33 protein-coding genes are annotated in these 22,353 nt (G+C 67.7%); 29 read left to right on the forward strand and 4 right to left on the reverse strand.

Features of this window, described 5'->3' with window-relative positions; genetic code table 11:
• Positions 1-11: 11 nt before the first annotated feature.
• From rplB to IFU19_RS08445, 28 genes are all read left to right on the forward strand, one after another.
• Positions 12-851: a 50S ribosomal protein L2 gene (gene rplB / locus IFU19_RS08310; RefSeq protein WP_055833696.1), complete on the forward strand. Its 840-nt coding sequence runs from the start codon at positions 12-14 to the stop codon at positions 849-851.
• Between the two features lie 12 nt (positions 852-863).
• Positions 864-1,145 (forward strand): 30S ribosomal protein S19, encoded by a 282-nt coding sequence (gene rpsS / locus IFU19_RS08315; protein WP_013584011.1) that lies wholly within the window; start codon positions 864-866, stop codon positions 1,143-1,145.
• 25 nt (positions 1,146-1,170) lie between these two features.
• Complete coding sequence (gene rplV, locus IFU19_RS08320; protein ID WP_055833699.1) at positions 1,171-1,569, forward strand: 50S ribosomal protein L22; 399 nt, start codon at positions 1,171-1,173, stop codon at positions 1,567-1,569.
• Positions 1,569-2,327, forward strand: coding sequence for a 30S ribosomal protein S3 (gene rpsC / locus IFU19_RS08325; RefSeq protein WP_055833702.1), 759 nt, complete (start codon positions 1,569-1,571; stop codon positions 2,325-2,327). The genes rplV and rpsC overlap by 1 nt, the downstream gene beginning before the upstream one ends.
• Positions 2,327-2,746 carry a 50S ribosomal protein L16 gene (gene rplP, locus IFU19_RS08330; RefSeq protein ID WP_055833705.1) on the forward strand — a complete coding sequence of 140 codons (420 nt, stop codon included), beginning with the start codon at positions 2,327-2,329 and terminating at the stop codon, positions 2,744-2,746. Before rpsC ends, rplP begins: the two co-directional genes overlap by 1 nt.
• Positions 2,746-3,057: a 50S ribosomal protein L29 gene (gene rpmC / locus IFU19_RS16840; RefSeq protein ID WP_013584007.1), complete on the forward strand. Its 312-nt coding sequence runs from the start codon at positions 2,746-2,748 to the stop codon at positions 3,055-3,057. The genes rplP and rpmC overlap by 1 nt, the downstream gene beginning before the upstream one ends.
• Positions 3,057-3,389 (forward strand): 30S ribosomal protein S17, encoded by a 333-nt coding sequence (gene rpsQ, locus IFU19_RS08340; RefSeq protein ID WP_070408572.1) that lies wholly within the window; start codon positions 3,057-3,059, stop codon positions 3,387-3,389. The genes rpmC and rpsQ overlap by 1 nt, the downstream gene beginning before the upstream one ends.
• A 34-nt stretch (positions 3,390-3,423) precedes the next feature.
• Entirely contained in the window at positions 3,424-3,792 is a 369-nt protein-coding gene (gene rplN, locus IFU19_RS08345) for a 50S ribosomal protein L14 (protein ID WP_055833708.1), read from the forward strand.
• 2 nt (positions 3,793-3,794) lie between these two features.
• Positions 3,795-4,154 carry a 50S ribosomal protein L24 gene (gene rplX / locus IFU19_RS08350; protein WP_055833711.1) on the forward strand — a complete coding sequence of 120 codons (360 nt, stop codon included), beginning with the start codon at positions 3,795-3,797 and terminating at the stop codon, positions 4,152-4,154.
• Between the two features lie 2 nt (positions 4,155-4,156).
• Complete coding sequence (gene rplE, locus IFU19_RS08355) at positions 4,157-4,747, forward strand: 50S ribosomal protein L5 (protein WP_055833716.1); 591 nt, start codon at positions 4,157-4,159, stop codon at positions 4,745-4,747.
• A 90-nt stretch (positions 4,748-4,837) separates the two neighbouring features.
• The gene (gene rpsH, locus IFU19_RS08360) at positions 4,838-5,236 is read left to right on the forward strand and encodes a 30S ribosomal protein S8 (RefSeq protein WP_055833719.1); all 399 of its coding nucleotides are present in this window, start codon (positions 4,838-4,840) and stop codon (positions 5,234-5,236) included.
• A 7-nt stretch (positions 5,237-5,243) separates the two neighbouring features.
• Complete coding sequence (rplF, locus tag IFU19_RS08365; RefSeq protein WP_055833722.1) at positions 5,244-5,780, forward strand: 50S ribosomal protein L6; 537 nt, start codon at positions 5,244-5,246, stop codon at positions 5,778-5,780.
• A gap of 2 nt (positions 5,781-5,782) precedes the next feature.
• Positions 5,783-6,142 carry a 50S ribosomal protein L18 gene (gene rplR / locus IFU19_RS08370; protein ID WP_055833725.1) on the forward strand — a complete coding sequence of 120 codons (360 nt, stop codon included), beginning with the start codon at positions 5,783-5,785 and terminating at the stop codon, positions 6,140-6,142.
• The gene (gene rpsE / locus IFU19_RS08375; RefSeq protein WP_070408571.1) at positions 6,139-6,819 is read left to right on the forward strand and encodes a 30S ribosomal protein S5; all 681 of its coding nucleotides are present in this window, start codon (positions 6,139-6,141) and stop codon (positions 6,817-6,819) included. The genes rplR and rpsE overlap by 4 nt, the downstream gene beginning before the upstream one ends.
• On the forward strand, positions 6,819-7,004 hold the full coding sequence (gene rpmD, locus IFU19_RS08380; RefSeq protein WP_013583998.1) for a 50S ribosomal protein L30: 186 nt from the start codon (positions 6,819-6,821) through the stop codon (positions 7,002-7,004). Before rpsE ends, rpmD begins: the two co-directional genes overlap by 1 nt.
• On the forward strand, positions 7,004-7,537 hold the full coding sequence (rplO, locus tag IFU19_RS08385; RefSeq protein WP_070408570.1) for a 50S ribosomal protein L15: 534 nt from the start codon (positions 7,004-7,006) through the stop codon (positions 7,535-7,537). Before rpmD ends, rplO begins: the two co-directional genes overlap by 1 nt.
• 108 nt (positions 7,538-7,645) lie before the next feature.
• Entirely contained in the window at positions 7,646-8,968 is a 1,323-nt protein-coding gene (gene secY / locus IFU19_RS08390; RefSeq protein ID WP_055833728.1) for a preprotein translocase subunit SecY, read from the forward strand.
• Positions 8,965-9,558: an adenylate kinase gene (locus IFU19_RS08395; protein WP_055936036.1), complete on the forward strand. Its 594-nt coding sequence runs from the start codon at positions 8,965-8,967 to the stop codon at positions 9,556-9,558. Before secY ends, IFU19_RS08395 begins: the two co-directional genes overlap by 4 nt.
• A 1-nt stretch (position 9,559) precedes the next feature.
• On the forward strand, positions 9,560-10,399 hold the full coding sequence (gene map / locus IFU19_RS08400) for a type I methionyl aminopeptidase (RefSeq protein ID WP_082509262.1): 840 nt from the start codon (positions 9,560-9,562) through the stop codon (positions 10,397-10,399).
• Complete coding sequence (locus IFU19_RS08405; protein WP_156458705.1) at positions 10,399-11,103, forward strand: DsbA family protein; 705 nt, start codon at positions 10,399-10,401, stop codon at positions 11,101-11,103. The genes map and IFU19_RS08405 overlap by 1 nt, the downstream gene beginning before the upstream one ends.
• 140 nt (positions 11,104-11,243) lie before the next feature.
• Positions 11,244-11,465: a translation initiation factor IF-1 gene (gene infA, locus IFU19_RS08410; protein ID WP_013583992.1), complete on the forward strand. Its 222-nt coding sequence runs from the start codon at positions 11,244-11,246 to the stop codon at positions 11,463-11,465.
• Positions 11,466-11,524: 59 nt separating this feature from the next.
• Complete coding sequence (gene rpmJ / locus IFU19_RS08415) at positions 11,525-11,641, forward strand: 50S ribosomal protein L36 (protein ID WP_005050492.1); 117 nt, start codon at positions 11,525-11,527, stop codon at positions 11,639-11,641.
• A 145-nt stretch (positions 11,642-11,786) separates the two neighbouring features.
• Positions 11,787-12,161: a 30S ribosomal protein S13 gene (gene rpsM / locus IFU19_RS08420; protein ID WP_055833737.1), complete on the forward strand. Its 375-nt coding sequence runs from the start codon at positions 11,787-11,789 to the stop codon at positions 12,159-12,161.
• A 34-nt stretch (positions 12,162-12,195) separates the two neighbouring features.
• Positions 12,196-12,594: a 30S ribosomal protein S11 gene (gene rpsK / locus IFU19_RS08425; protein WP_013583990.1), complete on the forward strand. Its 399-nt coding sequence runs from the start codon at positions 12,196-12,198 to the stop codon at positions 12,592-12,594.
• Positions 12,595-12,782: 188 nt separating this feature from the next.
• Positions 12,783-13,772: a DNA-directed RNA polymerase subunit alpha gene (locus tag IFU19_RS08430; RefSeq protein ID WP_055833740.1), complete on the forward strand. Its 990-nt coding sequence runs from the start codon at positions 12,783-12,785 to the stop codon at positions 13,770-13,772.
• Between the two features lie 42 nt (positions 13,773-13,814).
• A complete protein-coding gene (gene rplQ / locus IFU19_RS08435; RefSeq protein WP_191926933.1) occupies positions 13,815-14,372 on the forward strand; it encodes a 50S ribosomal protein L17 in 558 nt (185 codons plus the stop codon).
• Between the two features lie 119 nt (positions 14,373-14,491).
• The gene (gene truA / locus IFU19_RS08440; RefSeq protein ID WP_192013427.1) at positions 14,492-15,337 is read left to right on the forward strand and encodes a tRNA pseudouridine(38-40) synthase TruA; all 846 of its coding nucleotides are present in this window, start codon (positions 14,492-14,494) and stop codon (positions 15,335-15,337) included.
• Between the two features lie 81 nt (positions 15,338-15,418).
• A complete protein-coding gene (locus tag IFU19_RS08445) occupies positions 15,419-16,132 on the forward strand; it encodes an endonuclease/exonuclease/phosphatase family protein (protein WP_192013428.1) in 714 nt (237 codons plus the stop codon).
• A 45-nt stretch (positions 16,133-16,177) separates the two neighbouring features.
• Here IFU19_RS08445 and IFU19_RS08450 read toward each other — a convergent pair whose 3' ends face one another.
• The gene (locus tag IFU19_RS08450) at positions 16,178-16,732 is read right to left on the reverse strand and encodes a hypothetical protein (protein WP_192013429.1); all 555 of its coding nucleotides are present in this window, start codon (positions 16,730-16,732) and stop codon (positions 16,178-16,180) included.
• Positions 16,733-16,915: 183 nt separating this feature from the next.
• Complete coding sequence (locus IFU19_RS17015) at positions 16,916-18,688, reverse strand: DUF4012 domain-containing protein (protein ID WP_192013430.1); 1,773 nt, start codon at positions 18,686-18,688, stop codon at positions 16,916-16,918.
• A gap of 88 nt (positions 18,689-18,776) precedes the next feature.
• Between IFU19_RS17015 and IFU19_RS08460 the strand changes: the two genes are divergently transcribed.
• Positions 18,777-19,415 (forward strand): hypothetical protein, encoded by a 639-nt coding sequence (locus tag IFU19_RS08460; protein ID WP_055833754.1) that lies wholly within the window; start codon positions 18,777-18,779, stop codon positions 19,413-19,415.
• Here IFU19_RS08460 and IFU19_RS08465 read toward each other — a convergent pair whose 3' ends face one another.
• Together IFU19_RS08465 and IFU19_RS08470 are read right to left on the reverse strand one after the other, a co-directional pair.
• Positions 19,416-20,534 (reverse strand): diguanylate cyclase, encoded by a 1,119-nt coding sequence (locus tag IFU19_RS08465; protein ID WP_192013431.1) that lies wholly within the window; start codon positions 20,532-20,534, stop codon positions 19,416-19,418. It lies immediately after the preceding gene.
• Positions 20,531-22,198, reverse strand: a complete 1,668-nt coding sequence (locus IFU19_RS08470; protein WP_244630658.1) for a sensor histidine kinase — start codon at positions 22,196-22,198, stop codon at positions 20,531-20,533. The genes IFU19_RS08465 and IFU19_RS08470 overlap by 4 nt, the downstream gene beginning before the upstream one ends.
• Positions 22,199-22,353: the final 155 nt, after the last annotated feature.

Raw genomic sequence — 22,353 nt, forward strand, 5'->3', positions numbered from 1 at the left:
GGACAAGAACAATGGCTATTCGCAAGTACAAGCCCACGACCCCCGGTCGCCGCGGCTCGTCGGTGGCCGACTTCGCCGAGATCACCCGATCGACGCCTGAGAAGTCGCTGCTGCGCCCCCTGTCGAAGACCGGTGGCCGCAACAACCAGGGCCGCATCACCACGCGTCACATCGGTGGTGGACACAAGCGTCAGTACCGTCTGATCGACTTCCGTCGTAACGACAAGGACGGCATCGACGCCAAGGTCGCTCACATCGAGTACGACCCCAACCGCACCGCGCGCATCGCGCTGCTGCACTACGCGGACGGCGAGAAGCGCTACATCATCGCGCCGAACAAGCTGTCGCAGGGCGATGTCGTCGAGTCGGGTGCCGGCGCTGACATCAAGCCCGGCAACAACCTGCCGCTGCGTAACATCCCCACCGGTACCGTGATCCACGCGATCGAGCTGCGTCCCGGTGGCGGCGCGAAGATGGCCCGTTCGGCGGGCGTCTCCGTGCGCCTCGTCGCCAAGGACGGCCCCTACGCGCAGTTGCGTCTGCCCTCGGGTGAGATCCGCAACGTCGACGTGCGCTGCCGCGCCACGATCGGCGAGGTCGGTAACGCCGAGCAGTCGAACATCAACTGGGGCAAGGCCGGCCGCAAGCGCTGGCTGGGCGTCCGCCCGACCGTGCGTGGTGTCGCCATGAACCCGGTCGACCACCCGCACGGTGGTGGTGAGGGTAAGACCTCCGGTGGTCGTCACCCCGTTTCGCCGTGGGGTAAGGCCGAAGGCCGCACCCGTCACGCGAACAAGGAAAGCGACAAGCTGATCGTCCGCCGTCGCACCGCCGGCAAGAAGCGTAAGTAGGAGTAGAGGAAGATGCCTCGCAGCCTTAAGAAGGGCCCCTTCGTCGACGAGCACCTGCTTCGCAAGGTCGTCTCGCAGAACGAAGCCGGTTCCAAGAACGTCATCAAGACCTGGTCGCGCCGTTCGATGATCATCCCCGCCATGCTGGGACACACCATCGCCGTGCACGACGGTCGCAAGCACATCCCCGTGTTCGTGACCGAGACCATGGTCGGTCACAAACTGGGCGAGTTCTCGCCCACCCGCACCTTCCGCGGCCACGTGAAGGACGACAAGAAGGGCCGCCGCCGCTGACGCGGTGGCGCTAGAGGAGAGAGAAATGGTGGAGTCCATCGCACGCGTGCGACACATCCGCGTGACCCCTCAGAAGGCTCGTCGTGTCGTCGCGCTCATCAAGGGCAAGCAGGCCGAAGAGGCCCTCGCCATCCTGAAGTTCGCGCCCCAGGGCGCGAGCGAGCCGATCTACAAGCTCGTCGCCTCGGCGATCGCGAACGCTCGCGTCACCGCTGACAAGACGAACGAATACCTGGATGACGCCGACCTGTACGTGAAGAACGCGTACGTCGACGAGGGCACGACGCTCAAGCGTTTCCGTCCCCGTGCACAGGGTCGCGCCTTCCAGATCAAGAAGCGCACGAGCCACATCACGGTCGTGCTCGCGACGCCGGAAGACGCTGCTGCGGCCCCGGCGCGCGCCAACAAGAAGGCGAGCAAGTAATGGGACAGAAGGTCAACCCGTACGGCTTCCGCCTCGGCATCACCACCGACCACGTGTCGCGGTGGTTCTCGGACTCGACGAAGGCCGGTCAGCGTTACGCCGACTACCTCGCCGAGGACATCAAGATCCGTCGCCTGCTGACCACTTCGCTTGACCGCGCCGGTGTCAGCAACATCGAGATCGAGCGCACGCGTGACCGCGTCCGCGTCGACATCCACACCGCCCGTCCGGGCATCGTGATCGGTCGCCGCGGCGCCGAGGCCGAGCGCATCCGTGCCGACCTCGAGAAGCTCACCAGCAAGCAGATCCAGCTGAACATCCTCGAGGTCAAGAACCCCGAGGCCGATGCTCAGCTCGTCGCGCAGGGTGTCGCCGAGCAGCTCACCGCTCGTGTGGCGTTCCGCCGCGCGATGCGCAAGGGCCTGCAGGGCGCGCAGCGTGCCGGCGCCAAGGGTGTCCGCATCCAGGTGTCGGGTCGCCTCGGCGGCGCCGAGATGAGCCGCTCGGAGTTCTACCGCGAAGGTCGTGTGCCCCTGCACACCCTGCGCGCGAACATCGACTACGGCTTCTACGAGGCCAAGACCACCTTCGGGCGCATCGGCGTGAAGGTCTGGATCTACAAGGGCGACCTCACCAACAAGGAGCTCGCCCGCGAGCAGGCCAACGCGCCCAAGTCCCGCGGTCGTGACGACCGCGGTGGCGACCGTCGTCGTGGCCCGCGCAACGAGGCCCCCGTGGCAGAAGGAGCGTCGGCGTAATGCTCATCCCCCGCAAGGTCAAGTACCGCAAGCAGCACCACCCCGGCCGTTCCGGCCAGGCCACCGGTGGCACGCAGGTGTCGTTCGGTGAGTACGGTATTCAGGCGCTGACCCCCGCTTACGTGACCAACCGTCAGATCGAGTCCGCTCGTATCGCCATGACGCGTCACATCAAGCGTGGCGGAAAGGTGTGGATCAACATCTACCCCGACCGCCCCCTCACCAAGAAGCCGGCCGAAACCCGCATGGGTTCCGGTAAGGGTTCGCCCGAGTGGTGGGTCGCGAACGTCAAGCCCGGCCGCGTCCTCTTCGAGGTCGCGGGTGTCGACGAGCAGCTCGCTCGTGAAGCACTGACCCGAGCCATTCACAAGCTGCCCCTGAAGGCACGCATCATCAAGCGCGAGGAGGGCGACGCGTAATGGCGATCGGCACCAAGCAGCTCGCCCCGAGCGAGCTCGACACGTTCGAAGACCAGCGCCTCGTCGAGGAGCTGCGTAAGGCCAAGGAAGAGCTGTTCAACCTGCGCTTCCAGTCGGCCACCGGCCAGCTCGAAAGCCACGGTCGCATCCGTGCAGTCAAGCGCGACATCGCGCGTCTGTACACCGTGATCCGTGAGCGCGAGCTCGGCATCCGCGCCACCCCGGCCCCGGTCGAGGCGACGAAGGCGAAGAAGAGCAAGGCGAAGAAGGCGGACGCCGCTGACGACGCCGCGAAGGAAGAGGCGGAGTAATGGCTACCGCGAAGAAGGCAGAGGCCGAGGCGCAGGTCGTCGGTCACGAGCACTCCGAGAACGATGTGCGCGACGAGAACGCCCGCGGTTACCGCAAGGCGCGTCGTGGCTACGTCGTCAGCGACAAGATGGACAAGACCATCGTCGTCGAGGTCGAAGACCGCGTGAAGCACCCGCTCTACGGCAAGGTCATCCGCCGCACCTCCAAGGTCAAGGCGCACGACGAGACCAACTCGGCGGGCATCGGCGACCTGGTCGTCATCAACGAGACCCGTCCGCTGAGCGCCACCAAGCGCTGGCGCCTGGTCGAGATCCTCGAGAAGGCCAAGTAAGCCTCGCGCTTACTTGGAATCCAAGGAGTAAAAAGTGATTCAGAACGAATCCCGGCTGAAGGTCGCCGACAACACCGGCGCCAAGGAGCTGCTCACCATCCGCGTGCTCGGCGGCTCCAACCGTCGTTACGCGGGCCTCGGTGACGTCATCGTCGCCACGGTCAAGGACGCGATCCCCGGTGGAAACGTCAAGAAGGGCGACGTGGTCAAGGCTGTCGTCGTCCGTGTCGTGAAGCAGACCCGCCGTCCCGACGGCTCATACATCAAGTTCGACGAGAACGCCGCCGTGATCCTGAAGAGCGACGGGGAGCCCCGCGGCACCCGCATCTTCGGACCCGTCGGTCGTGAGCTTCGTGACAAGAAGTTCATGAAGATCGTCTCGCTCGCCCCGGAGGTCATCTGATCATGGCGAAAATCAAGAAGGGTGACCTGGTTCAGGTCATCACGGGCGCCAAGCCCGAGCGTGGCGGCGACCGCGGCAAGCAGGGCAAGGTCCTCGAGATCCTGACCGAGCAGAACCGCGTCATCGTCGAAGGCGTGAACTACGTCACCAAGCACAACCGCGTGGGCCAGTCCCAGCGCGGCACCAAGACCGGTGGCATCGAGACGTTCGAAGCCCCGATCCACATCTCCAACGTCGCGCTCGTCGACCCCTCGACCAAGAAGCCGACCCGCGTCGGCCGCCGGGTCGAGGAGCAGGTGAAGGACGGCGTCAAGCGCACCGTCCGCGTGCGCTTCGCGAAGAAGTCAGGCAAGGACCTCTGAACATGAGCACCGTGACTGCCGCGGAGACTGGCAAGATCCAGCCCCGCCTGAAGCAGAAGTACAACGCCGAGATCAAGAAGGCTCTGCAGGAGGAGTTCGGTTACCCGAACGTCATGCAGATCCCCGGACTGGTCAAGGTCGTCGTGAACACCGGTGTCGGCGAGGCCGCTCGCGACAGCAAGGTGATCGATGGTGCGGTCGACGACCTCACCAAGATCACCGGTCAGAAGCCCGTCGTCACCAAGGCTCGCAAGTCCATCGCGCAGTTCAAGCTGCGCGAGGGTCAGGCGATCGGCGCGCACGTCACCCTCCGCGGTGACCGCGCGTGGGAGTTCGTGGACCGTCTCGTCAACCTCGCTCTGCCCCGTATCCGCGACTTCCGCGGTCTCTCGGCCAAGCAGTTCGACGGCAACGGCAACTACACCTTCGGTCTCCAGGAGCAGTCCGTGTTCCACGAGATCGATCAGGACCGCATCGACCGCGTGCGTGGATTCGACATCACCATCGTCACCACCGCGAAGACGGACGAGGAAGGCCGCTCGCTGCTGCGTCAGCTCGGCTTCCCCTTCCAGTCGGCCGACGCTCAGGCCTGAACTCGGGCCCCCGGGTTTCCGGGGGCCCCTCATCGAAGGTCGGCTGTCGCGTAACGGCAGTCGAAACCTCATGAACGAAAGAAGCAACACATGACGATGACAGACCCGGTCGCAGACATGCTGACCCGTCTGCGCAACGCGAACTCGGCTCACCACGACTCCGTGTCGATGCCGAACTCGAAGCTGAAGACGAACATCGCCCAGATCCTCAAGCAGGAGGGTTACATCGCCGACTGGACCGTCGAAGACGCCCGTGTCGGCCAGACCCTCAACATGACGCTGAAGTACGGCCCGAACCGCGAGCGGTCGATCGCCGGCATCAAGCGCGTCTCCAAGCCCGGCCTCCGCGTGTACGCGAAGTCGACCGAGGTCCCCACGGTCCTCGGCGGGCTCGGCGTCGCCATCCTGTCCACCTCCTCCGGTCTCCTCACCGACCGTCAGGCCGAGCAGAAGGGCGTCGGCGGGGAAGTCCTCGCCTACGTGTGGTGATCTGAGAATGTCGCGTATCGGACGTCTTCCCATCGACATCCCCGCTGGCGTCACCGTTTCGGTGAACGGCCGGGAGGTCGCCGTCAAGGGCCCCAAGGGCGAGCTCGAGCTCACCATTGCCCAGCCCCTCGAGGTGTCGGTCGAAGAGAACCAGGTTCTCGTCACCCGCCCCGACGATGAGCGCGAGTCGCGGTCGCTCCACGGCCTGACCCGCACGCTCATCAACAACAACATCATCGGTGTCACCCAGGGCTACACCAAGGGCCTCGAGGTCGTCGGTACGGGTTACCGCGTGGCGCAGAAGGGCAGCTCGATCGAGTTCGCCCTCGGCTTCTCGCACCCCGTCCTGATCGAGCCGCCCGCAGGTATCACCCTCACGGTCGAAGGCAACAACAAGGTCACCGTGAGCGGCATCGACAAGCAGGCCGTCGGCGAGGCCGCCGCCAACATCCGCAAGATCCGCAAGCCCGAGCCGTACAAGGGCAAGGGTGTGCGGTACGCGGGCGAGGTTGTGCGCCGCAAGGCCGGAAAGAGTGGTAAGTAGCCATGGCTGTCAAGACAAAGTCCGTCGCCCGTGCCCGTCGCCACGCGCGCCTTCGCAAGAAGGTCGTCGGCACCGAGCTGCGTCCCCGTCTCGTCGTGACGCGCTCGGCGCGCCACGTGTTCGTCCAGGTCGTGGACGACAGCAAGGGCCACACCGTGGCCTCTGCCTCCACCCTCGAGACCGACCTGCGCGGGTTCGACGGTGACAAGACCGCCAAGGCCCGCAAGGTCGGCGAACTCGTCGCCGAGCGTGCCAAGGCCGTGGGCGTCGCCGACGTCGTGTTCGACCGTGGCGGTAACCGCTACGCCGGCCGTGTCGCCGCGATCGCCGACGGAGCTCGCGAAGGAGGGCTGAACCTGTGAGTGACAACAAGGAGACCGAAGTGACCGAGCAGACTGCACCGGTAGAGGGTGCGGCTGCGGCCACGGCCCCCGCCGAGCGTGAGCGCGAGCCGCGTCGCGGTGGTCGCGAGCGCAACACCAACCAGCGCGACCGTGGTTCGCGCGACCGCAACGAGAGCCAGTTCCTCGAGCGCGTCGTGACGATCAACCGCGTCTCGAAGGTGGTCAAGGGTGGTCGTCGCTTCAGCTTCACGGCGCTCGTCGTCGTGGGTGACGGCAACGGTGTCGTGGGCGTCGGTTACGGCAAGGCCCGCGAAGTCCCCCTCGCCATCTCCAAGGGTGTCGAAGAGGCCAAGCGCAACTTCTTCCGCGTCCCGCGTTCGGGTTCGACCATTCCCCACCCCGTCCAGGGTGAGGCTGCCGCCGGTGTGGTGCTCCTGCGCCCCGCCGCTGCCGGTACCGGTGTTATCGCCGGTGGTCCCGTCCGCGCCGTCCTCGAGTGCGCCGGCATCCACGATGTCCTGTCGAAGTCGCTCGGCTCGTCGAACACGATCAACATCGTGCACGCGACCGTCGCAGCCCTGAAGCAGCTCGAAGAGCCCCGCGCCGTGGCAGCCCGCCGTGGCCTGGAGTTCGACCAGGTCGCCCCGGCCCGCCTCGTGCGCGCCGAGGCCGCCGCCCAGAAGGTAGGTGCCTGATGGCCGAGCGTCTGAAGGTCACGCAGATCAAGTCCAAGGTGAGCGAGAAGCAGAACCAGCGTGACACGCTGCGTTCGCTCGGTCTCAAGCGGATCGGCGACTCGGTCGTCCGTCCCGACGACGCGCAGACGCGCGGTTACGTCAAGACCGTCGCCCACCTCGTCAAGGTTGAGGAGATCGACTAATGGCTGACAAGAAGGACGAGACCGCAACGGTCGCCGCCCCGAAGAAGGCCTCGGCCCGTAAGACGGCTGAGAAGAAGGAAGCCCCCGCGGCGCGCCCCGGCGTGCTGAAGGTCCACCACCTGCGTCCCGTCCCGGGAGCCCACAAGGCCAAGACCCGCGTGGGTCGCGGTGAGGGCTCGAAGGGTAAGACCGCCGGTCGCGGTACCAAGGGAACCAAGGCCCGCTACCAGGTCCGGGTCGGCTTCGAGGGTGGGCAGATGCCGCTGCACATGCGCACCCCGAAGCTCCGTGGCTTCAAGAACCCGTTCCGCGTCGAGTACCAGGTCGTGAACCTGGACAAGCTCGCCGAGCTCTACCCGCAGGGTGGCGACGTGACCGTCGCCGGCCTCGTGGCCAAGGGTGCCGTCCGCAAGAACGAGAAGGTCAAGGTGCTCGGCACCGGCGACATCTCGGTCGCGCTGACCGTCTCGGTCGACAAGGTCTCCGGCTCCGCTGAGCAGAAGATCGTCGCCGCCGGCGGTTCCGTCAACTGACGCACGACCCCTGAGGGGCCGGCGGGCTTACGGCCGTCGGCCCCTTCTGGGTTAGTCTGATTTGGTGTGCGCCCTGCGGCGTGCCGAGATCGTTCTGGAGGAATCCCCTTGTTCAGCGCCATCGCGCGGGTTTTCCGCACGCCCGACCTGAGGCGGAAGATCGCCTTCACGCTGGGCATCATCGCCATCTACCGGCTCGGTGCCCACGTCCCCACGCCCTTCGTCGACTTCCCCAACGTCCAGCAGTGTCTGAACCAGTCGGGCGGCACCGAGGGGCTGCTGTCGCTGGTCAACCTCTTCTCGGGCGGCGCACTGCTGCAGCTGTCGATCTTCGCGCTCGGCGTCATGCCCTACATCACGGCCACCATCATCGTGCAGCTCCTGCGCGTCGTGATCCCGCACTTCGAGACCCTCTACAAAGAGGGCCAGGCGGGGCAGGCCAAGCTCACCCAGTACACGCGCTACCTGACGATCGCTCTGGCTCTGCTGCAGTCGACGACCCTCGTCACCGTGGCCCGCTCGGGACAGCTGTTCGGCTCGGCCGGCATCCCCGAGTGCCAGCAGCTGCTCACCAATGACATCTGGTGGGCGCAGCTGCTCATGATCATCACCCTGACCGCCGGCACCGGCCTGGTCATGTGGTTCGCCGAGCTGGTCACCGAGCGCGGTGTCGGCAACGGCATGTCGATCCTGATCTTCACCTCGATCGCGGCGACGTTCCCCGGCGCCATGCTGTCGATCCTCACCTCGCGCGGCGTGGAGGTCTTCCTCCTCGTCCTCGCCGTGAGCATCGTGATCGTCGCACTGGTCGTCTTCGTCGAGCAGTCCCAGCGCCGCATCCCCGTGCAGTACGCGAAGCGCATGGTCGGGCGTCGCACCTACGGCGGCACGAACACCTACATCCCGATCAAGGTGAACATGGCCGGCGTCGTGCCCGTCATCTTCGCCTCGTCGCTGCTGTACATCCCCGCCCTCATCGCGCAGTTCAACCAGCCGCAGGCGGGCCAGGAGCCGGCCGGTTGGGTGACCTGGATCTCGCAGTACCTCACGCGCGGCGACCACCCGCTCTACATGCTCGTGTACTTCCTGCTGATCGTCGGCTTCACGTACTTCTACGTGGCCATCACCTTCAACCCGGTCGATGTCGCCGACAACATGAAGAAGTACGGCGGGTTCATCCCCGGCATCCGTGCGGGTCGTCCGACGGCCGAGTACCTCGACTACGTGTTGACGCGCATCACCCTGCCGGGATCCATCTACCTCGGTCTGATCGCGCTGCTGCCGCTCGTGGCGCTGGCGACGGTCGGGGCAAACCAGAACTTCCCGTTCGGCGGAGCATCGATCCTCATCATCGTGGGTGTCGGTCTCGAGACGGTGAAGCAGATTGACGCGCAACTCCAGCAGCGTCACTACGAAGGGCTGCTGCGATGACCGCGCGTCTTCTGATCGTGGGGCCCCAGGGCTCGGGCAAGGGAACGCAGGGCGTCCGCGTCGGCGACGCCCTCGGCATCCCGGTCGTCTCGACGGGCGACGTCTTCCGTTCGAACGTCGCCGAGGGAACAGACCTCGGTCTGCAGGTGAAGTCGATCATCGACGGGGGAGACCTCGTCCCCGATGAACTGACGAGCGCGGTCGTGCGCGACCGCCTCTCGCAGGCCGACGCCGCCGAGGGCTTCCTCCTCGACGGGTATCCGCGGAACCTCGCCCAGGTCATGCACCTCGACGAGTTCCTGGGCGGACGCGACGAACGTCTCGACGCGGTCATCGCCCTCGTGGTGCCCCGCGACGAGTCGCTCGCGCGCTTGACGGCCCGTGCGGCCGAGCAGGGCCGCGCCGACGACACCGAAGAGGCCATCGCCACGCGTCTGGGCATCTACGAGCGCGAGACCGCGCCCATCCTCGACGTCTACGGCACGCGCGGCATCGTCGACGAGATCGACGGTGTCGGCGGGCTCGACGAGGTCACGGCACGCATCTTCGCCGCCCTCGAGGCGCGCGGAATCGCCCCGTCGGCTGTCTGACGTGGCGCTGCGTTCCTCCATCTACAAGAAGCCCGCCCAGCTGCGGTCGATGATCGAGCCGGGTCTCATCACGGCTGACGCTCTGGATGCCGTGCGCGCACGGGTCGCGCCCGGGGTGACGACCCTCGAGCTCGACGCCGAGGCATCGCGCGTGATCACATCGCGCGGAGCGGAATCGAACTTCCAGATGGTGCGCGGCTACCGTCACACGATCTGCGCCTCGGTGAACCAGGAGGTCGTGCACGGCATCCCGAACGACCGGCCGCTGCAGGCGGGCGACATCCTCTCGATCGATGCCGGAGCGCAGTTCCGCGGGTGGAACGGCGACTCGGCGTTCACCGTCATCGTGCCCGGGGATGCCCCCGAAGAGGTCGTCTCACCGCGTCGCCGGCTGTCCGAGGTGACCGAGGGGTCGCTGTGGGCCGGGATCGCGGCGCTCAGTCGGGCCACCCACCTCGGCGAGGTGGGTGCGGCGATCGAGCAGTACATCGCCGACAATGCCCCCGAGGGCGGGTACGGCATTCTGCGCGACTACGTCGGGCACGGCATCGGACGCAAGATGCACGAGTCGCCGAGCATCTTCAACTACGCCGTGGCGGATCGCGGACCCGAGGTGCGCCCCGGTCTCGCGGTGGCGATCGAGCCCATGGTCGTCATCGGCGACCAGCAGACCTTCACCGAAGACGACGGGTGGACCGTCTCGACCGTCGACGGCACGGCCGGCTCCCACTGGGAACATAGTGTCGCCGTGCATGATGGGGGCATCTGGGTTCTCACCGCGCACGACGGCGGTGCCGAAAAACTGGCGCCGTTCGGTGTGGTGCCGAAGGAGATCGATTGATGATGATGGCGGCTGCACGCAAGTCCACGAACTGGTTCGCGATCGGCGTCACCGCCGCCGCGCTCGTGGTCGTGCTGATCGTGGGCGGGGTGGTGTGGTTCGCCAACAGCCAGGCGACCTCGGCCGGCACCCTGCCGCAGGCGTCGGCGGTCAACACCGACACGGGCGCCATCGCCGTCGGCTCGGGTCCCAAGACGGTCGACACCTACGTCGACTTCATGTGCCCCATCTGCAACCAGTTCGAGCAGAGCTACGGGCCCACGCTCGACCAGCTCGTGCAGAGCGGTGAGATCACGCTGAACATCCACCCGATCTCGATCCTCGACAGGCAGTCGCAGGGAACGCAGTACTCCACTCGAGCGGCGTCGGCCGCGTACTGCGTAGCCGTCGACGACGCCGCGAACGTGCCGGCCTTCGTGAAGGCCCTGTACGCGCAGCAGCCCTCGGAGGGAACGGCCGGTCTCGACGACGCCACCCTTGCCTCGATCGCGACGACGGCCGGAGCCTCGGATGCCGTGGCCTCCTGCATCTCGGATGGCACGTATACGAAGTTCGTCACCGCGATGACGCGCGAGACGCCCCTTCAGCAGGGCGCGGCGGGAATCTCGACCCCGACCATCGCGGTCGACGGCACGGTGCTGACCAACCAGACCGATCTGTCGGGCGATCCGCAGAAGGACATCGTCGCGCGCCTCAACGGGTGATCGCGGCCCCGGCGAGTTGCCGGGTCTCGTGATACCACGTATGCTTGATCTTTGGTGCGTTGCGCCTTCATTGGCGTGTCGAAGCACCGAATCCCCATCCACCGCAGACCAGCCGGTCTGTCCAGAGCGTGAGCGAGTATATGGCGAAGAAAGACGGTGTCATCGAGATCGAGGGCACGGTGTCCGAAGCACTGCCCAACGCGATGTTCCGTGTCGAGTTGACGAACGGGCACAAAGTGCTCGCGACGATCTCGGGCAAGATGCGACAGAACTACATCCGTATCATCCCCGAGGACCGCGTCGTCGTCGAGCTGAGCCCGTACGACCTCACTCGTGGTCGTATCGTCTACCGCTACCGCTGAGCCCGGCTGAGAAGTAACGATCCGCATCCGCGGATCGAAGACAGCGAAACAGGAACATCATGAAGGTCAATCCCTCCGTCAAGCCCATCTGCGATCACTGCAAGGTGATCCGTCGTCACGGGCGCGTGATGGTGATCTGCAAGAGCAACCCGCGTCACAAGCAGCGCCAGGGCTGAGTTCGCTCAGAGCTCGACACTTTTCAACTGAATACACACCGGCAGGATCAGATCTCGCCCGCGTCAGCGGGCGGGGGACACCTCGGGGCGGAGGCCCGAGCACCGATCCTGCTTCACACCTCCACGACACTCTGAGGAGAGCCGCATGGCACGTCTCGCCGGCGTCGACATCCCGCGCGACAAGCGCGTGGTGATCGCACTTACTTACATCTACGGCGTGGGTCGCACCCGCTCCGTCGAGATTCTCACGGCAACGGATATCAGCCACGACATCCGCGTGAAGGACCTCACCGACGACCAGTTGGTCGCGCTTCGCGACTACATCGAAGGCACCTACAAGGTGGAGGGTGACCTCCGTCGCGAGGTCGCCGCCGACATCCGCCGCAAGGTCGAGATCGGTTCCTACGAGGGCATCCGCCACCGCCGCGGCCTCCCGGTGCGCGGTCAGCGTACGAAGACGAACGCTCGTACCCGCAAGGGACCCAAGCGCACCGTCGCCGGCAAGAAGAAGGCGCGCTAGGCCTCCGCCGGCGCAGGATTCAGGAGAACCGCACATGGCACAGGCCAAGTCCGCAGCGCGCAAGCCGCGCCGCAAGGAGAAGAAGAACATCGCCGTGGGTCAGGCCCACATCAAGTCGACGTTCAACAACACCATCGTTTCGATCACCGACCCCTCGGGTGCCGTCATCAGCTGGGCTTCGTCCGGCGGTGTCGGGTTCAAGGGCTCGCGCAAGTCGACGCCGTACGCCGCCGGCATGGCCGCGGAGTCGGCCGCTCGCCAGGCGCAGGAGCACGGCGTCAAGAAGGTCGACGTCTTCGTGAAGGGACCGGGTTCGGGTCGTGAGACCGCGATCCGTTCGCTCACGGCTGCCGGCCTCGAGGTCGGCTCGATCCAGGACGTGACGCCCCAGGCTCACAACGGCTGCCGTCCGCCCAAGCGCCGCCGCGTCTGACGCGTCCGTTCCCGGGGAGTGCTCGTCGCTCCCCGGGAACGCCGCGCTTACGCGCGACTCAGACTTCCGGATGCCACGGCTCACCCTCGGCGCATCGCTCAGGTGACTCGGCATCCCGCGAGTACAACTCAACACCTCACCCCATTACACGTGTCATATAGCGGGCACGTGATCGAAAGGAACACATAGTGCTCATCGCACAGCGTCCCACTCTGACCGAGGAGAAGATCGGGGAGTTCCGCAGCCGTTTCATCATCGAGCCGCTGGAGCCCGGTTTCGGTTACACGATCGGCAACGCGCTGCGTCGCAGCCTTCTGTCGTCGATCCCCGGCGCGGCCGTCACGAGCATCCGCATCGACGGCGTTCTGCACGAGTTCAGCACCATCCCGGGCGTGAAGGAAGACGTCACCGAGATCATCCTGAACATCAAGCAGCTCGTCGTTTCGAGCGAGCGCGACGAGCCCATCACGGCGTACCTGCGCAAGACGGGTTCGGGCGAGGTCACCGCCGCCGACATCTCCGCCCCGGCGGGTGTCGAGGTGCACAACCCCGAGCTGGTCATCGCCACGTTGAACGACACGGCCAAGTTCGAGCTCGAGCTCACCATCGAGCGCGGCCGCGGCTACGTCTCGGCTACGCAGAACCGCAACGAGTACGCCGAGGCCGGTCAGATCCCGATCGACTCGATCTACTCGCCGGTGCTCAAGGTCAGCTACCGCGTCGACGCCACGCGCGCCGGAGAGCGTACCGACTTCGACAAGCTCGTCCTCGACGTCGAGTCGAAGGCGTCCATCGCGCCGCGCGACGCCGTGGCGTCTGCCGGTCGCACCCTCACCGAGCTGTTCGGTCTCGCCCGCGAGCTGAACGTCGAGGCCGAGGGTATCGAGATCGGACCCGCCCCCGTCGAGACCGTTCTCTCGAACGAGCTGTCGATGCCGATCGAGGACCTCGATCTGTCGGTGCGCTCGTACAACTGCCTCAAGCGTGAGGGCATCAACACCGTTTCGGAGCTGGTCGCCCTTTCGGAGACGCAGCTGATGAACATCCGCAACTTCGGTCAGAAGTCGGTCGACGAGGTGCGCGACAAGCTCACCTCGCTCGGACTGTCGCTCAAGGACTCGGTGCCCGGTTTCGACGGCGCCCAGTTCTACAGCGGCTACGACGAAGAAACCGTCTGACCCTGTCGGACCCGACCGAACCTTCTACTGGAGTAATACGACATGCCTAAGCCCACGAAGGGTCCCCGCCTCGGAGGCGGCCCGGCCCACGAGCGTCTGCTTCTCGCGAACCTCGCCGCAGCGCTGTACACGCACAAGTCGATCAAGACGACCGAGACCAAGGCCAAGCGTCTTCGTCCGCTCGCCGAGCGACTGATCACCTTCGCCAAGCGCGGCGACCTGCACGCTCGTCGTCGCGTGCTGTCCGTGATCGGTGACAAGGGTGTCGTGCACACCCTCTTCACCGAGATCGCGCCGCTGGTCGCCGACCGTGAGGGTGGCTACACCCGCATCACGAAGGTCGGAAACCGCAAGGGCGACAACGCCCCCATGGCCGTGATCGAGCTCGTCCTCGAGCCCGTCGCGAAGAAGGCGTCGAACAAGGCCGCCGCGGCTCCCGCCGCCGCAGCCCCGGTCGCCGAGGAGCCCGTCGCTGACGAGGCCCCCGCCGAAGAATCCACCACCGATGAGGCCGCCGACGCCGGCGCCGAGTCGCACGAAGAGGGCGCAGCGGCCGAGGCCGCAGCCGAGGACGCCGTCCAGGACGACACCAAGGCCTGAGTTCTCCCTCTCGGTACGATGCCCCCACCCTTCCGGGTGGGGGCATCGTCGTTTCGCCGGGGTCCTTCGGCAGGGTGCGCGGGGGAGGGGTGGGAGATCACCCCGCGTAGGCTGATCGGGTGCGCATTCGTCTCGACATCGCCTATGACGGAACGAATTTCCGCGGATGGGCGCGTCAGCCGGGTCTGCGGACGGTGCAGGGCGAGATCGAAGAGGCGCTCGAGCGCATCCTCGGCGGAGACCCGCGCCTCGTCGTCGCCGGCCGCACCGACGCGGGCGTGCACGCCTCGGGGCAGGTCGCGCACATCGACCTCGACGCGGGGCAGATTGCGCGCCTTCCGCGCCGGCGGCGTGACAACGACGAAGCGGATGCCGTGACGGCCCTGGCGGGCCGTCTGCGCGGCGTTCTGGGCTCGTATGCCGACGTGACGGTGCGCTCGACGACCGTGGCTCCTGAGGGCTTCGACGCGCGATTCTCGGCGGTCTGGAGGCGCTACTCGTACCGCCTCGCCGACGCCACGACGGGCTACGACCCCCTCGATCGCCTGCGCACGACCGCGGTGCGCAGCACCCTCGACCTCGCGGCGATGGATGCCGCGGCGCAGCGGTTGATCGGCCTGCACGACTTCGCGGCGTACTGCAAAGCGCGAGAAGAGGCGACGACGATCCGCACGTTGCTGGAGTACGACTGGCGCCGTGCCGACGACGGCGTGCTCGTGGCGAACGTTCGCGCCGACGCGTTCTGCCACAGCATGGTGCGCGCGTTGGTCGGTGCGTGCGTGGCGGTGGGCGAGGGGCGTATCGAGGTCGACGATGTCGTCGCCATCCGTGACGCGAGGATGCGCATCCCGGAGACGAAGGTGCTGGCGGCCCGAGGATTGGTGCTGGCCGAGGTCGGATACCCGGCCGACGACCTGCTCGCCGCCCGCGCGGAGCAGACCCGTCGGCGGCGCGACGACGAGTGACGCGGCATCCTGATCCCCTCGGGCGGAACGGGTGCAACCCCACCGCTCGTGCAGATCGCTCGGTCGTATGCTGTGATCGCCATGAAGGTCATCTCGTACAACCTCAACAAGCACCGGGCCGCCGGTGAACTCGTCGCTCTCGTCGAGAAGCACGAGGTCGACGTGCTGTGCCTGCAAGAGTGCGACAGCACAGACATCCCGGAGCGCATCGGTGGGCTTCGGCTCGCCGACGCGACGCAGCGCAACAGGCTCGGGCTCGCGCTGTACTACCGCGAGAACGCCTACCGCGCCGAGGACGTCCGGGCCATCAGCCTGAAGAAGTCCCTGCACGACTACGTTCTGAAACCCGCCGAGGAGCGCATGCTGGGCGTGCGACTGCGCGACATCGACAGCGGTCGCGACATCATCGTGGCCTCGTTCCACGCGGCTCCACTGACGGCGCTGAACTCGTTGCGGCGCCACCAGATCCGCACCGCTCTCACCGAGCTGCAGAACCTCGGACCGGGGCTTCCCGCCCTCATGGTGGGGGACTACAACTACCCGGTCTTCAAAGAGAACCTGGGGCAGAAGGTGCGCGACCAGGGGTATGAACTGACCCTCAGCGATACCCGCACGTACACCCGGTACCGCTTCTTCCGTGGGCACTACGACTTCGCGACGTCGATCGGCTTCGACATCGCGCACATCAAGACGCTGCCGCAGGGCCTGAGCGACCACCTGCCGATCCTCATCACCGCCGAGGTGACGAACTCCCGTCCGGCGAGCCTCGAGGCCCACACGGACGGACAACGCTGAAGGGGGCCGCCCGAAGACGGCCCCCTCCGCGTTCGCGGCGGTGACTCAGGCGGAGGCCGCCTGACGGCGACGGCGTACCGCGGCGCCCATGGCGACGGCGCCACCGGCAGCGACCAGCGCTGCTCCGGCGATCCAGAAGCCCGTGGTGCTGTTCGCGTCGAAGCCCGTGACGGCGAGCCCGCCCTTCGAGGTGTTGTCGGAGGTGGGCGCGGTGACGACGACGCTCGAGTGCAGCACGACCTTGCTCGAGAGGCCGGTGAAGGTGAAGTAGTACGTGCCCGTCGCGTTCGAGGGGAGCTTGATCGCGACATTGAGCTTTCCGAACGCGGCGGTCGTGCTCAGTGAGTTGTTCGTCTGCACCGCGACCGACCCGAGCGTGACGGCGCTCGCGTTGGCTCCCGTGATCGAGATCGCCACCTGCTCGTCGGTCTGGAAGGGGGCCGTCGAGGTGGTGAACGTCGCGGAGCCGCCCGGGACGACCGTCGACGGCGACACCGAGACGGCGGCGGGGTCGGTGTACGCGTTGGCGGCCGTCGGCGCCATCAAAGCGGCCGCGGCGAGTGAGAGGGCGGCGACGGCCCGGATGATCGTGGTCTTCATGATGTGCCCCATCTGCTTGGCGTAGTCGAGCCGGTGTGCTGAGTTCGAAGTGGTGCTCGCTCCCCTGAGATGAGGGAAGGCGACTCCTCGTCAGAGTCTCGGGGAACCGTCGCGCGCGAACCCCCGCGCTGCGCCAGGTTTCACGTCTCGCCGTGCCCGACTTCACCCGGGCGTCGGGCGGACTCAGCCTCGCGGGAAACGGCACTCGCCCCCGCGCGGGATCTCCGACGGATCGCGCGTCGGGGTCGCGTGAGCGCCGAGCTCGGCGGTACGGGGGAGCTGCACCTCGAGATCCAGCTGCGCGCGCTGCCCGGGTGAGAGGGTCACCGCCCACTTCACGACCTCCCGCCCGTGCGCGGTCCCCCCGGCGAAACCGGGAGCGGCGGCGGTGTCGCCGCCGGTCTGACGATCGAGGAGCCGCGCCCCCTCGGGGAGGTAGACGTAGACCCCCGTCAGGGCGTCGCCGACGGGTACGCCGTACTCGCCGCCTCCGGTGACGTAGGCCGGGAGCGACGCGGGGTCGGGTGCGTCGCTGCGCAGCTCGACGTGCAGCGACGCGCGGTCGGGGCCGCACCAGGCCGTCTCGACCTCGGGGCGCAGGTAGTAGTCCATCTTCGAGCCCGTGCCGTCGTTCAGGTACACCCCGAACATGCTGCGCGTCGCGTCGGTGGCGGGCAGCGCACCCTGCAACGGGGTGCCGTCGAGAATGGCCTGGGTCTCGGCATCCGCGTTCCACACCAGCAGGCGTCGCTCCTCACCCGCTCGCGTCACCGCCGAGATGAGAGCCGTCGGATCGGCGCGCCCTGCGGCGAGCGACTGGAACACCGCCGTCGCGGCGCTCTGGAAGAAGGCGTCTTGCACGTCGGGATCGTCGTAGCGGCGGTAGACCTCGTCGAGCAGCAGCGAGACCGCGTTGTCGGCGGTCAATTCCTCGCCCGAGGGCAGTGCGACCGGGCCGGTGGCGCGCAGCAGGTACGACAGCGTGACCGGGTCGAGCGTTACCACCCCGTCGACCGAGACACCGTGCAGGCGCCGCCACATCTCGCGCGCCAGGGGCGCGCCGACGGAGAAATCGGGGATCTGCGTCGAGTTCTGCACGAAACGGGCCGGGCGTGTGTCGAAGAGCGCGCGGTCTTCGTCGGTGAGGGGGAGGACGGGACCCGCCTCGGCGACGTCGGTGAAGTCGCTCGACGACGCCTGCGACACGAGCGAGATGCGGCCGCCCGCCGTGTCGACCTGGGCCACGGCGCCCACGACTCCGCCGAGGGAGCGCCACTCGGCGTTGTTCTGGAAGAGCACCAGGTACGAGCGCGGTCCGTCGGCGCCGAACATGGTCGGCACGATCTCGGTCGCCCGGTGCAGCGCATCGGCGCTGTCGGCGGCGCGGATCAGCAGGGCCGTCGACTGTTCGACGGTGCGGGCGAGATCGCCGAGAAGGGGTGCCCGATCGATTCCGGACAGGTCATCGGCCGCGCGACGCAGTGCCGCCGCCGCGAGGGCTGCGGTGGGTTCGACGGCGGCGATCCGCGCGACGTCGATGGTGCCGTCGACGGGGGTCAGCGCTGCCGGGCTCAGGTCGGACGCCGACGCGGCCAGCGGGGCGAAGGCGTGCGCGGCGACGTCGTCCAGGGCCGCCGCGGAGCGTGAGACGGCGGCGAGCTGAGGGCCGACCCACGGCAGGTGGGTGGCTGCCCGCCAGACCGGATCGCCCGTGAGGGCCGCGGCCGCCGCGGTGTCGTCGCCGATCGTGGCGAGGGACGCCATCGCGGCCGAGGGATCGTCGACCGCGGTGGCGGCGGCGACCGTCGCCTGCGCGGAGCGAAGGTGGTCGGCGGCCAGCCCCGCTCGCACCCCGATCCACGTGGCGCCGCCGAGGCCCGTGACCAGGAGCAGCGCCACGGTCCACGAGAAGACGCGTGCGGCCACGTCGGCCGGACGGCGAAGGGTGTCGATCACGCGAACACCCTAGACGGGGCCTTCGGTGGTGGCGCGACCGGGTCGCCGCGGGCGTCTTACACTGGGCAGAGGATCCAGGGGAGAGTACATGAGGCTCGCAGCGCGCAGAAGCAAGGCGATCATCGGGGTGACCCTGATGGGGGCGACGCTCGTGGCGTTGACCGGGTGCGGAGCCCCCCCGTGGGCCCAGGGCGGCGCGCAGGCGTCGTCGTCGGCGTCTCCCACGGCCGCGAACAGTGCCGCACCGCAACCGGTGCGCAACGATCTCTCGAGCGGCTCCACCAAGAGGACGCTGACCGCGGGAGCAGTCGGCGCAACGGTCGACTACTGGTCCACGCTGTCGATGGACCGCTGGACGCCGACCGCTCTCAAACCCGTCAGCATCTCGATGGTGACCACCGTGACGCCCGACGACGGTCAGAAGGTCTACCTGCAGCGCGCGACCATGACCGCCGTTCCCGGCAACGCCTCGCAGTCGTTCGCGCCCCTGACGGCCCAGAGCGATCAGACGGATGCGCCGGGGTATCTGGTGCTCGCCCCGTACAGCTACTCGCAGACCTTCAACGTCGGCGAGGTCCCCGATGACTCCACGTTTGTCACCCTTCAGTTCACCTTCGAGTTCCTCGTCCAGACCACCCCGAACTCGAGCGAGTTCGCGAAGCAGACCGCGACCGACACCCTGACCGTCGCGATCGCCGGGGGCGGCCAGGCCACACCCGCGAGCTGATCAGCCGCGCACGCGCTCCCAGCGGTCGCCGCCCTGACGCGTGGCCGTGGCGGCGGCATCGTCGGCCGCGGCGATGAGAGCGCGGAGGTCGAAGTCGGCCGCCTCGGCGGGGACCCATCCCACGCTCGCGGAGAGCTGGACGTCGATATGGCCCGAGACGTCCACCTCGGTGATGCGGCGGAGGGTGTCCCTGACGTGCTCGCGCAGGACGGTGTCCGGGCGGGCGAGGACCACCACGACCCGTCCCCGTGTCTCGCGGCCGAGGTCGGCTTCTGCGGGGAAGGAGTCGGCGACGATCCCCTCGAACTCCGTGACGAGCCGGCCCCAGCTGCTCTCGCCCGCGGCGCTGCGCAACTGAGCGGGGTCGTCGAGACGAACGGTGAGAACCGCCCACGACTGCTCACGAGCGCGCCGTGCGCGAGCGAGGCGATCGGATGCCGTGGCGACGAAGTGGGGCCACGACGAGACGGAACGGGTCCCCGTGGGGGAGACCGAGGTGAAGTACAGCAGGGACACCGTCGCGCAGACGAGGTACACCAGCATGGCGAGACCGTTGAGGACGCGGGGGAGCGTGAGGTCGCCCATCTCGGCGGGGGCGGCGACGCCCGCGACCATCACCGCCGCCCCGAGCGCCACGAACGTCGCCGAGACGATGGCCAGAGGAAGGGCGAGGCGTTCGAGCCGATCGGCCGCCCGGAGCAGCTCGAGGTTCGTCAGGCCCGCGAAGACGGCGGCGCCGAGGAACGCGACACGGAAGGCGAAGCCGTAGGCCGAGAGATCGGGGACCACCACGAATACGGCGGCCGTCGCGACCGCCTGCGCGGCGCCGACCCAGGGCAGGGCACGCACGCCGCGTCGGGCTCGGAAGCCAGACCAGACCAGCGCGGGGGCGCCGAGCATGAGTCCGAGCCCCGCGCGCCGGATCGCTTCGTCTTCGACGATCGATCCGGCGACCGAGACCCAGGTGCTCGTCATCGCCAGCACGAACGCCAGCGACCAGAGCAACGCCGACCGCGAGGGGCGGTGCAGGAAGCCCAACCCGATGAGCATCACGGTGCCCACCGTGGCGACGGTGGCCTGGGCGAGACCCAGGTTGGAGAGGGCGTCGGCGGGGATCACGAGGACTCGGCGGGGGTGTGCGCGGGCAGCACGACGGTCACCGTGGTGCCGGTGCCGAGCTCGCTCTCGATGAGGAGGGAGCCGCCCTCGTCTTCGATGATGCTGCGGATGATGCCCATGCCGAGCCCGGTTCCCGGAGTCGAGCTCTCGCGCACGGACTGCGCGCGGAAGTACGGGTCGAAGACACGCGCCAGATCGGAGGGATGGATGCCGATACCCGTGTCGGCGAAGCGGAGGATGACGTCGTCGGGGGTGAGTTCGCCCGAGATGAGGATCGAGCCGCCGGCCGGGGTGTACTTGATGGCGTTGCTGAGGATGTTGTCGAACGCCTGACGCAGCCGGAAGGCGTCGCCGACGACGGCGGCTGTCTCGGGGAGGTCGTCGACCACGCTGACGCGCCGGGAGGCTGCCGCCGGGCGGAAGGATTCCAACGACGACGCGATGATGCGGGTGGCGTCGGCGACCGAGGGGGCGTTCTGCTCGCGGAAGACCCCACGCGAGTTCGCGAGGATCTCGGAGATCAGCTTCTGCATGCGCTCGCCGGCGCCGGCGATCACCTCGAGCTGGTCCCGCACCTTGGGGGTGAGGCCCGGGTCGTCCAGTGCGAGGTCGGCGTGACCGATGATGGCGGTGAGCGGGTTGCGCAGCTCGTGCGAGACGGTCGCGGCGAGACGCTCGCGCGCGCGCTCGGACTCGATCAGCGCCGTGATGTCGTGCACGATGAGCAGCGTGCTCTCGGGTTCGTCCGAAGAGATGAGGCGCCGCGTCGACACCGACAGCGCGTGCCACTCGCCGTGGGTGTCGAAGAGCCACGTGCGTTCGTCGTCGAACTGCTCGCCGCGTGCCGCGCGGGTGAACGGGCGCTCCGCCTCGGGCAGCGGGTCGCCGCGAAGAGTGGCGTACTCGACGGCTCCCCCCGGACGCTGGGACTCGTCACGCTCGATGCCGTACAGGTCGACGTAGGTGTCGTTCAGCGCCAGCACCTCGCCGTCGGCCGACAGCCGGGCGATGCCGGTGTCGAGCCCGTTCAGCATCTGCGAGACGCGGCGCTCCTGCCCCGACACGCGCTGCAGGGTGCCCTGCAGGCGGCTGGCCTGCCGTCTGAGCAGTTGCTTGAACGCCCGCGTCTGCCGGGCCGAGAGGAACGACGTGATGGCGATGAACGTGAGCGAGAGCAGCACGACGATGAGTCGCAGAGCGGTGACGGGTCCCGCCGCGTTGACCGCGGCATCCACCACGATGATGAAGCCCACCGTGGCGAGCGCCGAGATCATGTACGCGAGGCTGAAGTGGGTGGCGATCCAGATGATCGGGAAGACCCAGAAGAAGCCGAACCGCAGATCGGTCCCGAAGCTCAACAACCCGATGCCGACGATATCGGCGAAGGGGATCGCGGCGACCGCCGCACGCGGGAGGCGGTGCCAGGGCACGACGATCGCGACGGCCGTCAGGGCGATGATCACACCGACGCCCGACGAGAACGGCCACAGGAGGAACAGGGTCGGTTCGAGGGCCTGCACGAGCAGTACCGTGATGACCACGCTCGCCCCGAGGACGAGCTGCAACAGCCACACGGAGCGTGTGTAACTGCTGGGTCCGGTGCCGTCGTCGTCCTGTGCGCTCACGGGAGGAACCGCCGGCGGCACGCTCCTCATGGATGCCATGAGATCGAGTGTATAGAGAGTGGTGTAGTCTTCTGCGCGCCATCCTGTCTCTGCTCGCCGCACGTGCCCTTCTGGGGCGCGGTGCCCGGTCAGACTCCCCCTGAGGCCTGCATCCCGCAGCGTGATGGTCGATTCTCGACCTCTGCGCGCCTTGC

The organism is Microbacterium sp. CFBP 8794 (assembly GCF_014841235.1).
In the GTDB taxonomy this organism is placed as follows: domain Bacteria; phylum Actinomycetota; class Actinomycetes; order Actinomycetales; family Microbacteriaceae; genus Microbacterium.

Coding starts and splice junctions, on each gene's coding strand:
- rplB (WP_055833696.1), top strand. CDS start 12: ATGGCTATTCGCAAGTACAAGCCCACGACCCCCGGTCGCCGCGGCTCG.
- rpsS (WP_013584011.1), top strand. CDS start 864: ATGCCTCGCAGCCTTAAGAAGGGCCCCTTCGTCGACGAGCACCTGCTT.
- rplV (WP_055833699.1), top strand. CDS start 1,171: ATGGTGGAGTCCATCGCACGCGTGCGACACATCCGCGTGACCCCTCAG.
- rpsC (WP_055833702.1), top strand. CDS start 1,569: ATGGGACAGAAGGTCAACCCGTACGGCTTCCGCCTCGGCATCACCACC.
- rplP (WP_055833705.1), top strand. CDS start 2,327: ATGCTCATCCCCCGCAAGGTCAAGTACCGCAAGCAGCACCACCCCGGC.
- rpmC (WP_013584007.1), top strand. CDS start 2,746: ATGGCGATCGGCACCAAGCAGCTCGCCCCGAGCGAGCTCGACACGTTC.
- rpsQ (WP_070408572.1), top strand. CDS start 3,057: ATGGCTACCGCGAAGAAGGCAGAGGCCGAGGCGCAGGTCGTCGGTCAC.
- rplX (WP_055833711.1), top strand. CDS start 3,795: ATGGCGAAAATCAAGAAGGGTGACCTGGTTCAGGTCATCACGGGCGCC.
- rplE (WP_055833716.1), top strand. CDS start 4,157: ATGAGCACCGTGACTGCCGCGGAGACTGGCAAGATCCAGCCCCGCCTG.
- rpsH (WP_055833719.1), top strand. CDS start 4,838: ATGACGATGACAGACCCGGTCGCAGACATGCTGACCCGTCTGCGCAAC.
- rplF (WP_055833722.1), top strand. CDS start 5,244: ATGTCGCGTATCGGACGTCTTCCCATCGACATCCCCGCTGGCGTCACC.
- rplR (WP_055833725.1), top strand. CDS start 5,783: ATGGCTGTCAAGACAAAGTCCGTCGCCCGTGCCCGTCGCCACGCGCGC.
- rpmD (WP_013583998.1), top strand. CDS start 6,819: ATGGCCGAGCGTCTGAAGGTCACGCAGATCAAGTCCAAGGTGAGCGAG.
- rplO (WP_070408570.1), top strand. CDS start 7,004: ATGGCTGACAAGAAGGACGAGACCGCAACGGTCGCCGCCCCGAAGAAG.
- IFU19_RS08395 (WP_055936036.1), top strand. CDS start 8,965: ATGACCGCGCGTCTTCTGATCGTGGGGCCCCAGGGCTCGGGCAAGGGA.
- IFU19_RS08405 (WP_156458705.1), top strand. CDS start 10,399: ATGATGATGGCGGCTGCACGCAAGTCCACGAACTGGTTCGCGATCGGC.
- infA (WP_013583992.1), top strand. CDS start 11,244: ATGGCGAAGAAAGACGGTGTCATCGAGATCGAGGGCACGGTGTCCGAA.
- rpmJ (WP_005050492.1), top strand. CDS start 11,525: ATGAAGGTCAATCCCTCCGTCAAGCCCATCTGCGATCACTGCAAGGTG.
- rpsM (WP_055833737.1), top strand. CDS start 11,787: ATGGCACGTCTCGCCGGCGTCGACATCCCGCGCGACAAGCGCGTGGTG.
- rpsK (WP_013583990.1), top strand. CDS start 12,196: ATGGCACAGGCCAAGTCCGCAGCGCGCAAGCCGCGCCGCAAGGAGAAG.
- rplQ (WP_191926933.1), top strand. CDS start 13,815: ATGCCTAAGCCCACGAAGGGTCCCCGCCTCGGAGGCGGCCCGGCCCAC.
- IFU19_RS08445 (WP_192013428.1), top strand. CDS start 15,419: ATGAAGGTCATCTCGTACAACCTCAACAAGCACCGGGCCGCCGGTGAA.
- IFU19_RS08450 (WP_192013429.1), bottom strand. CDS start 16,732: ATGAAGACCACGATCATCCGGGCCGTCGCCGCCCTCTCACTCGCCGCG.
- IFU19_RS08460 (WP_055833754.1), top strand. CDS start 18,777: ATGAGGCTCGCAGCGCGCAGAAGCAAGGCGATCATCGGGGTGACCCTG.
- IFU19_RS08470 (WP_244630658.1), bottom strand. CDS start 22,198: ATGGCATCCATGAGGAGCGTGCCGCCGGCGGTTCCTCCCGTGAGCGCA.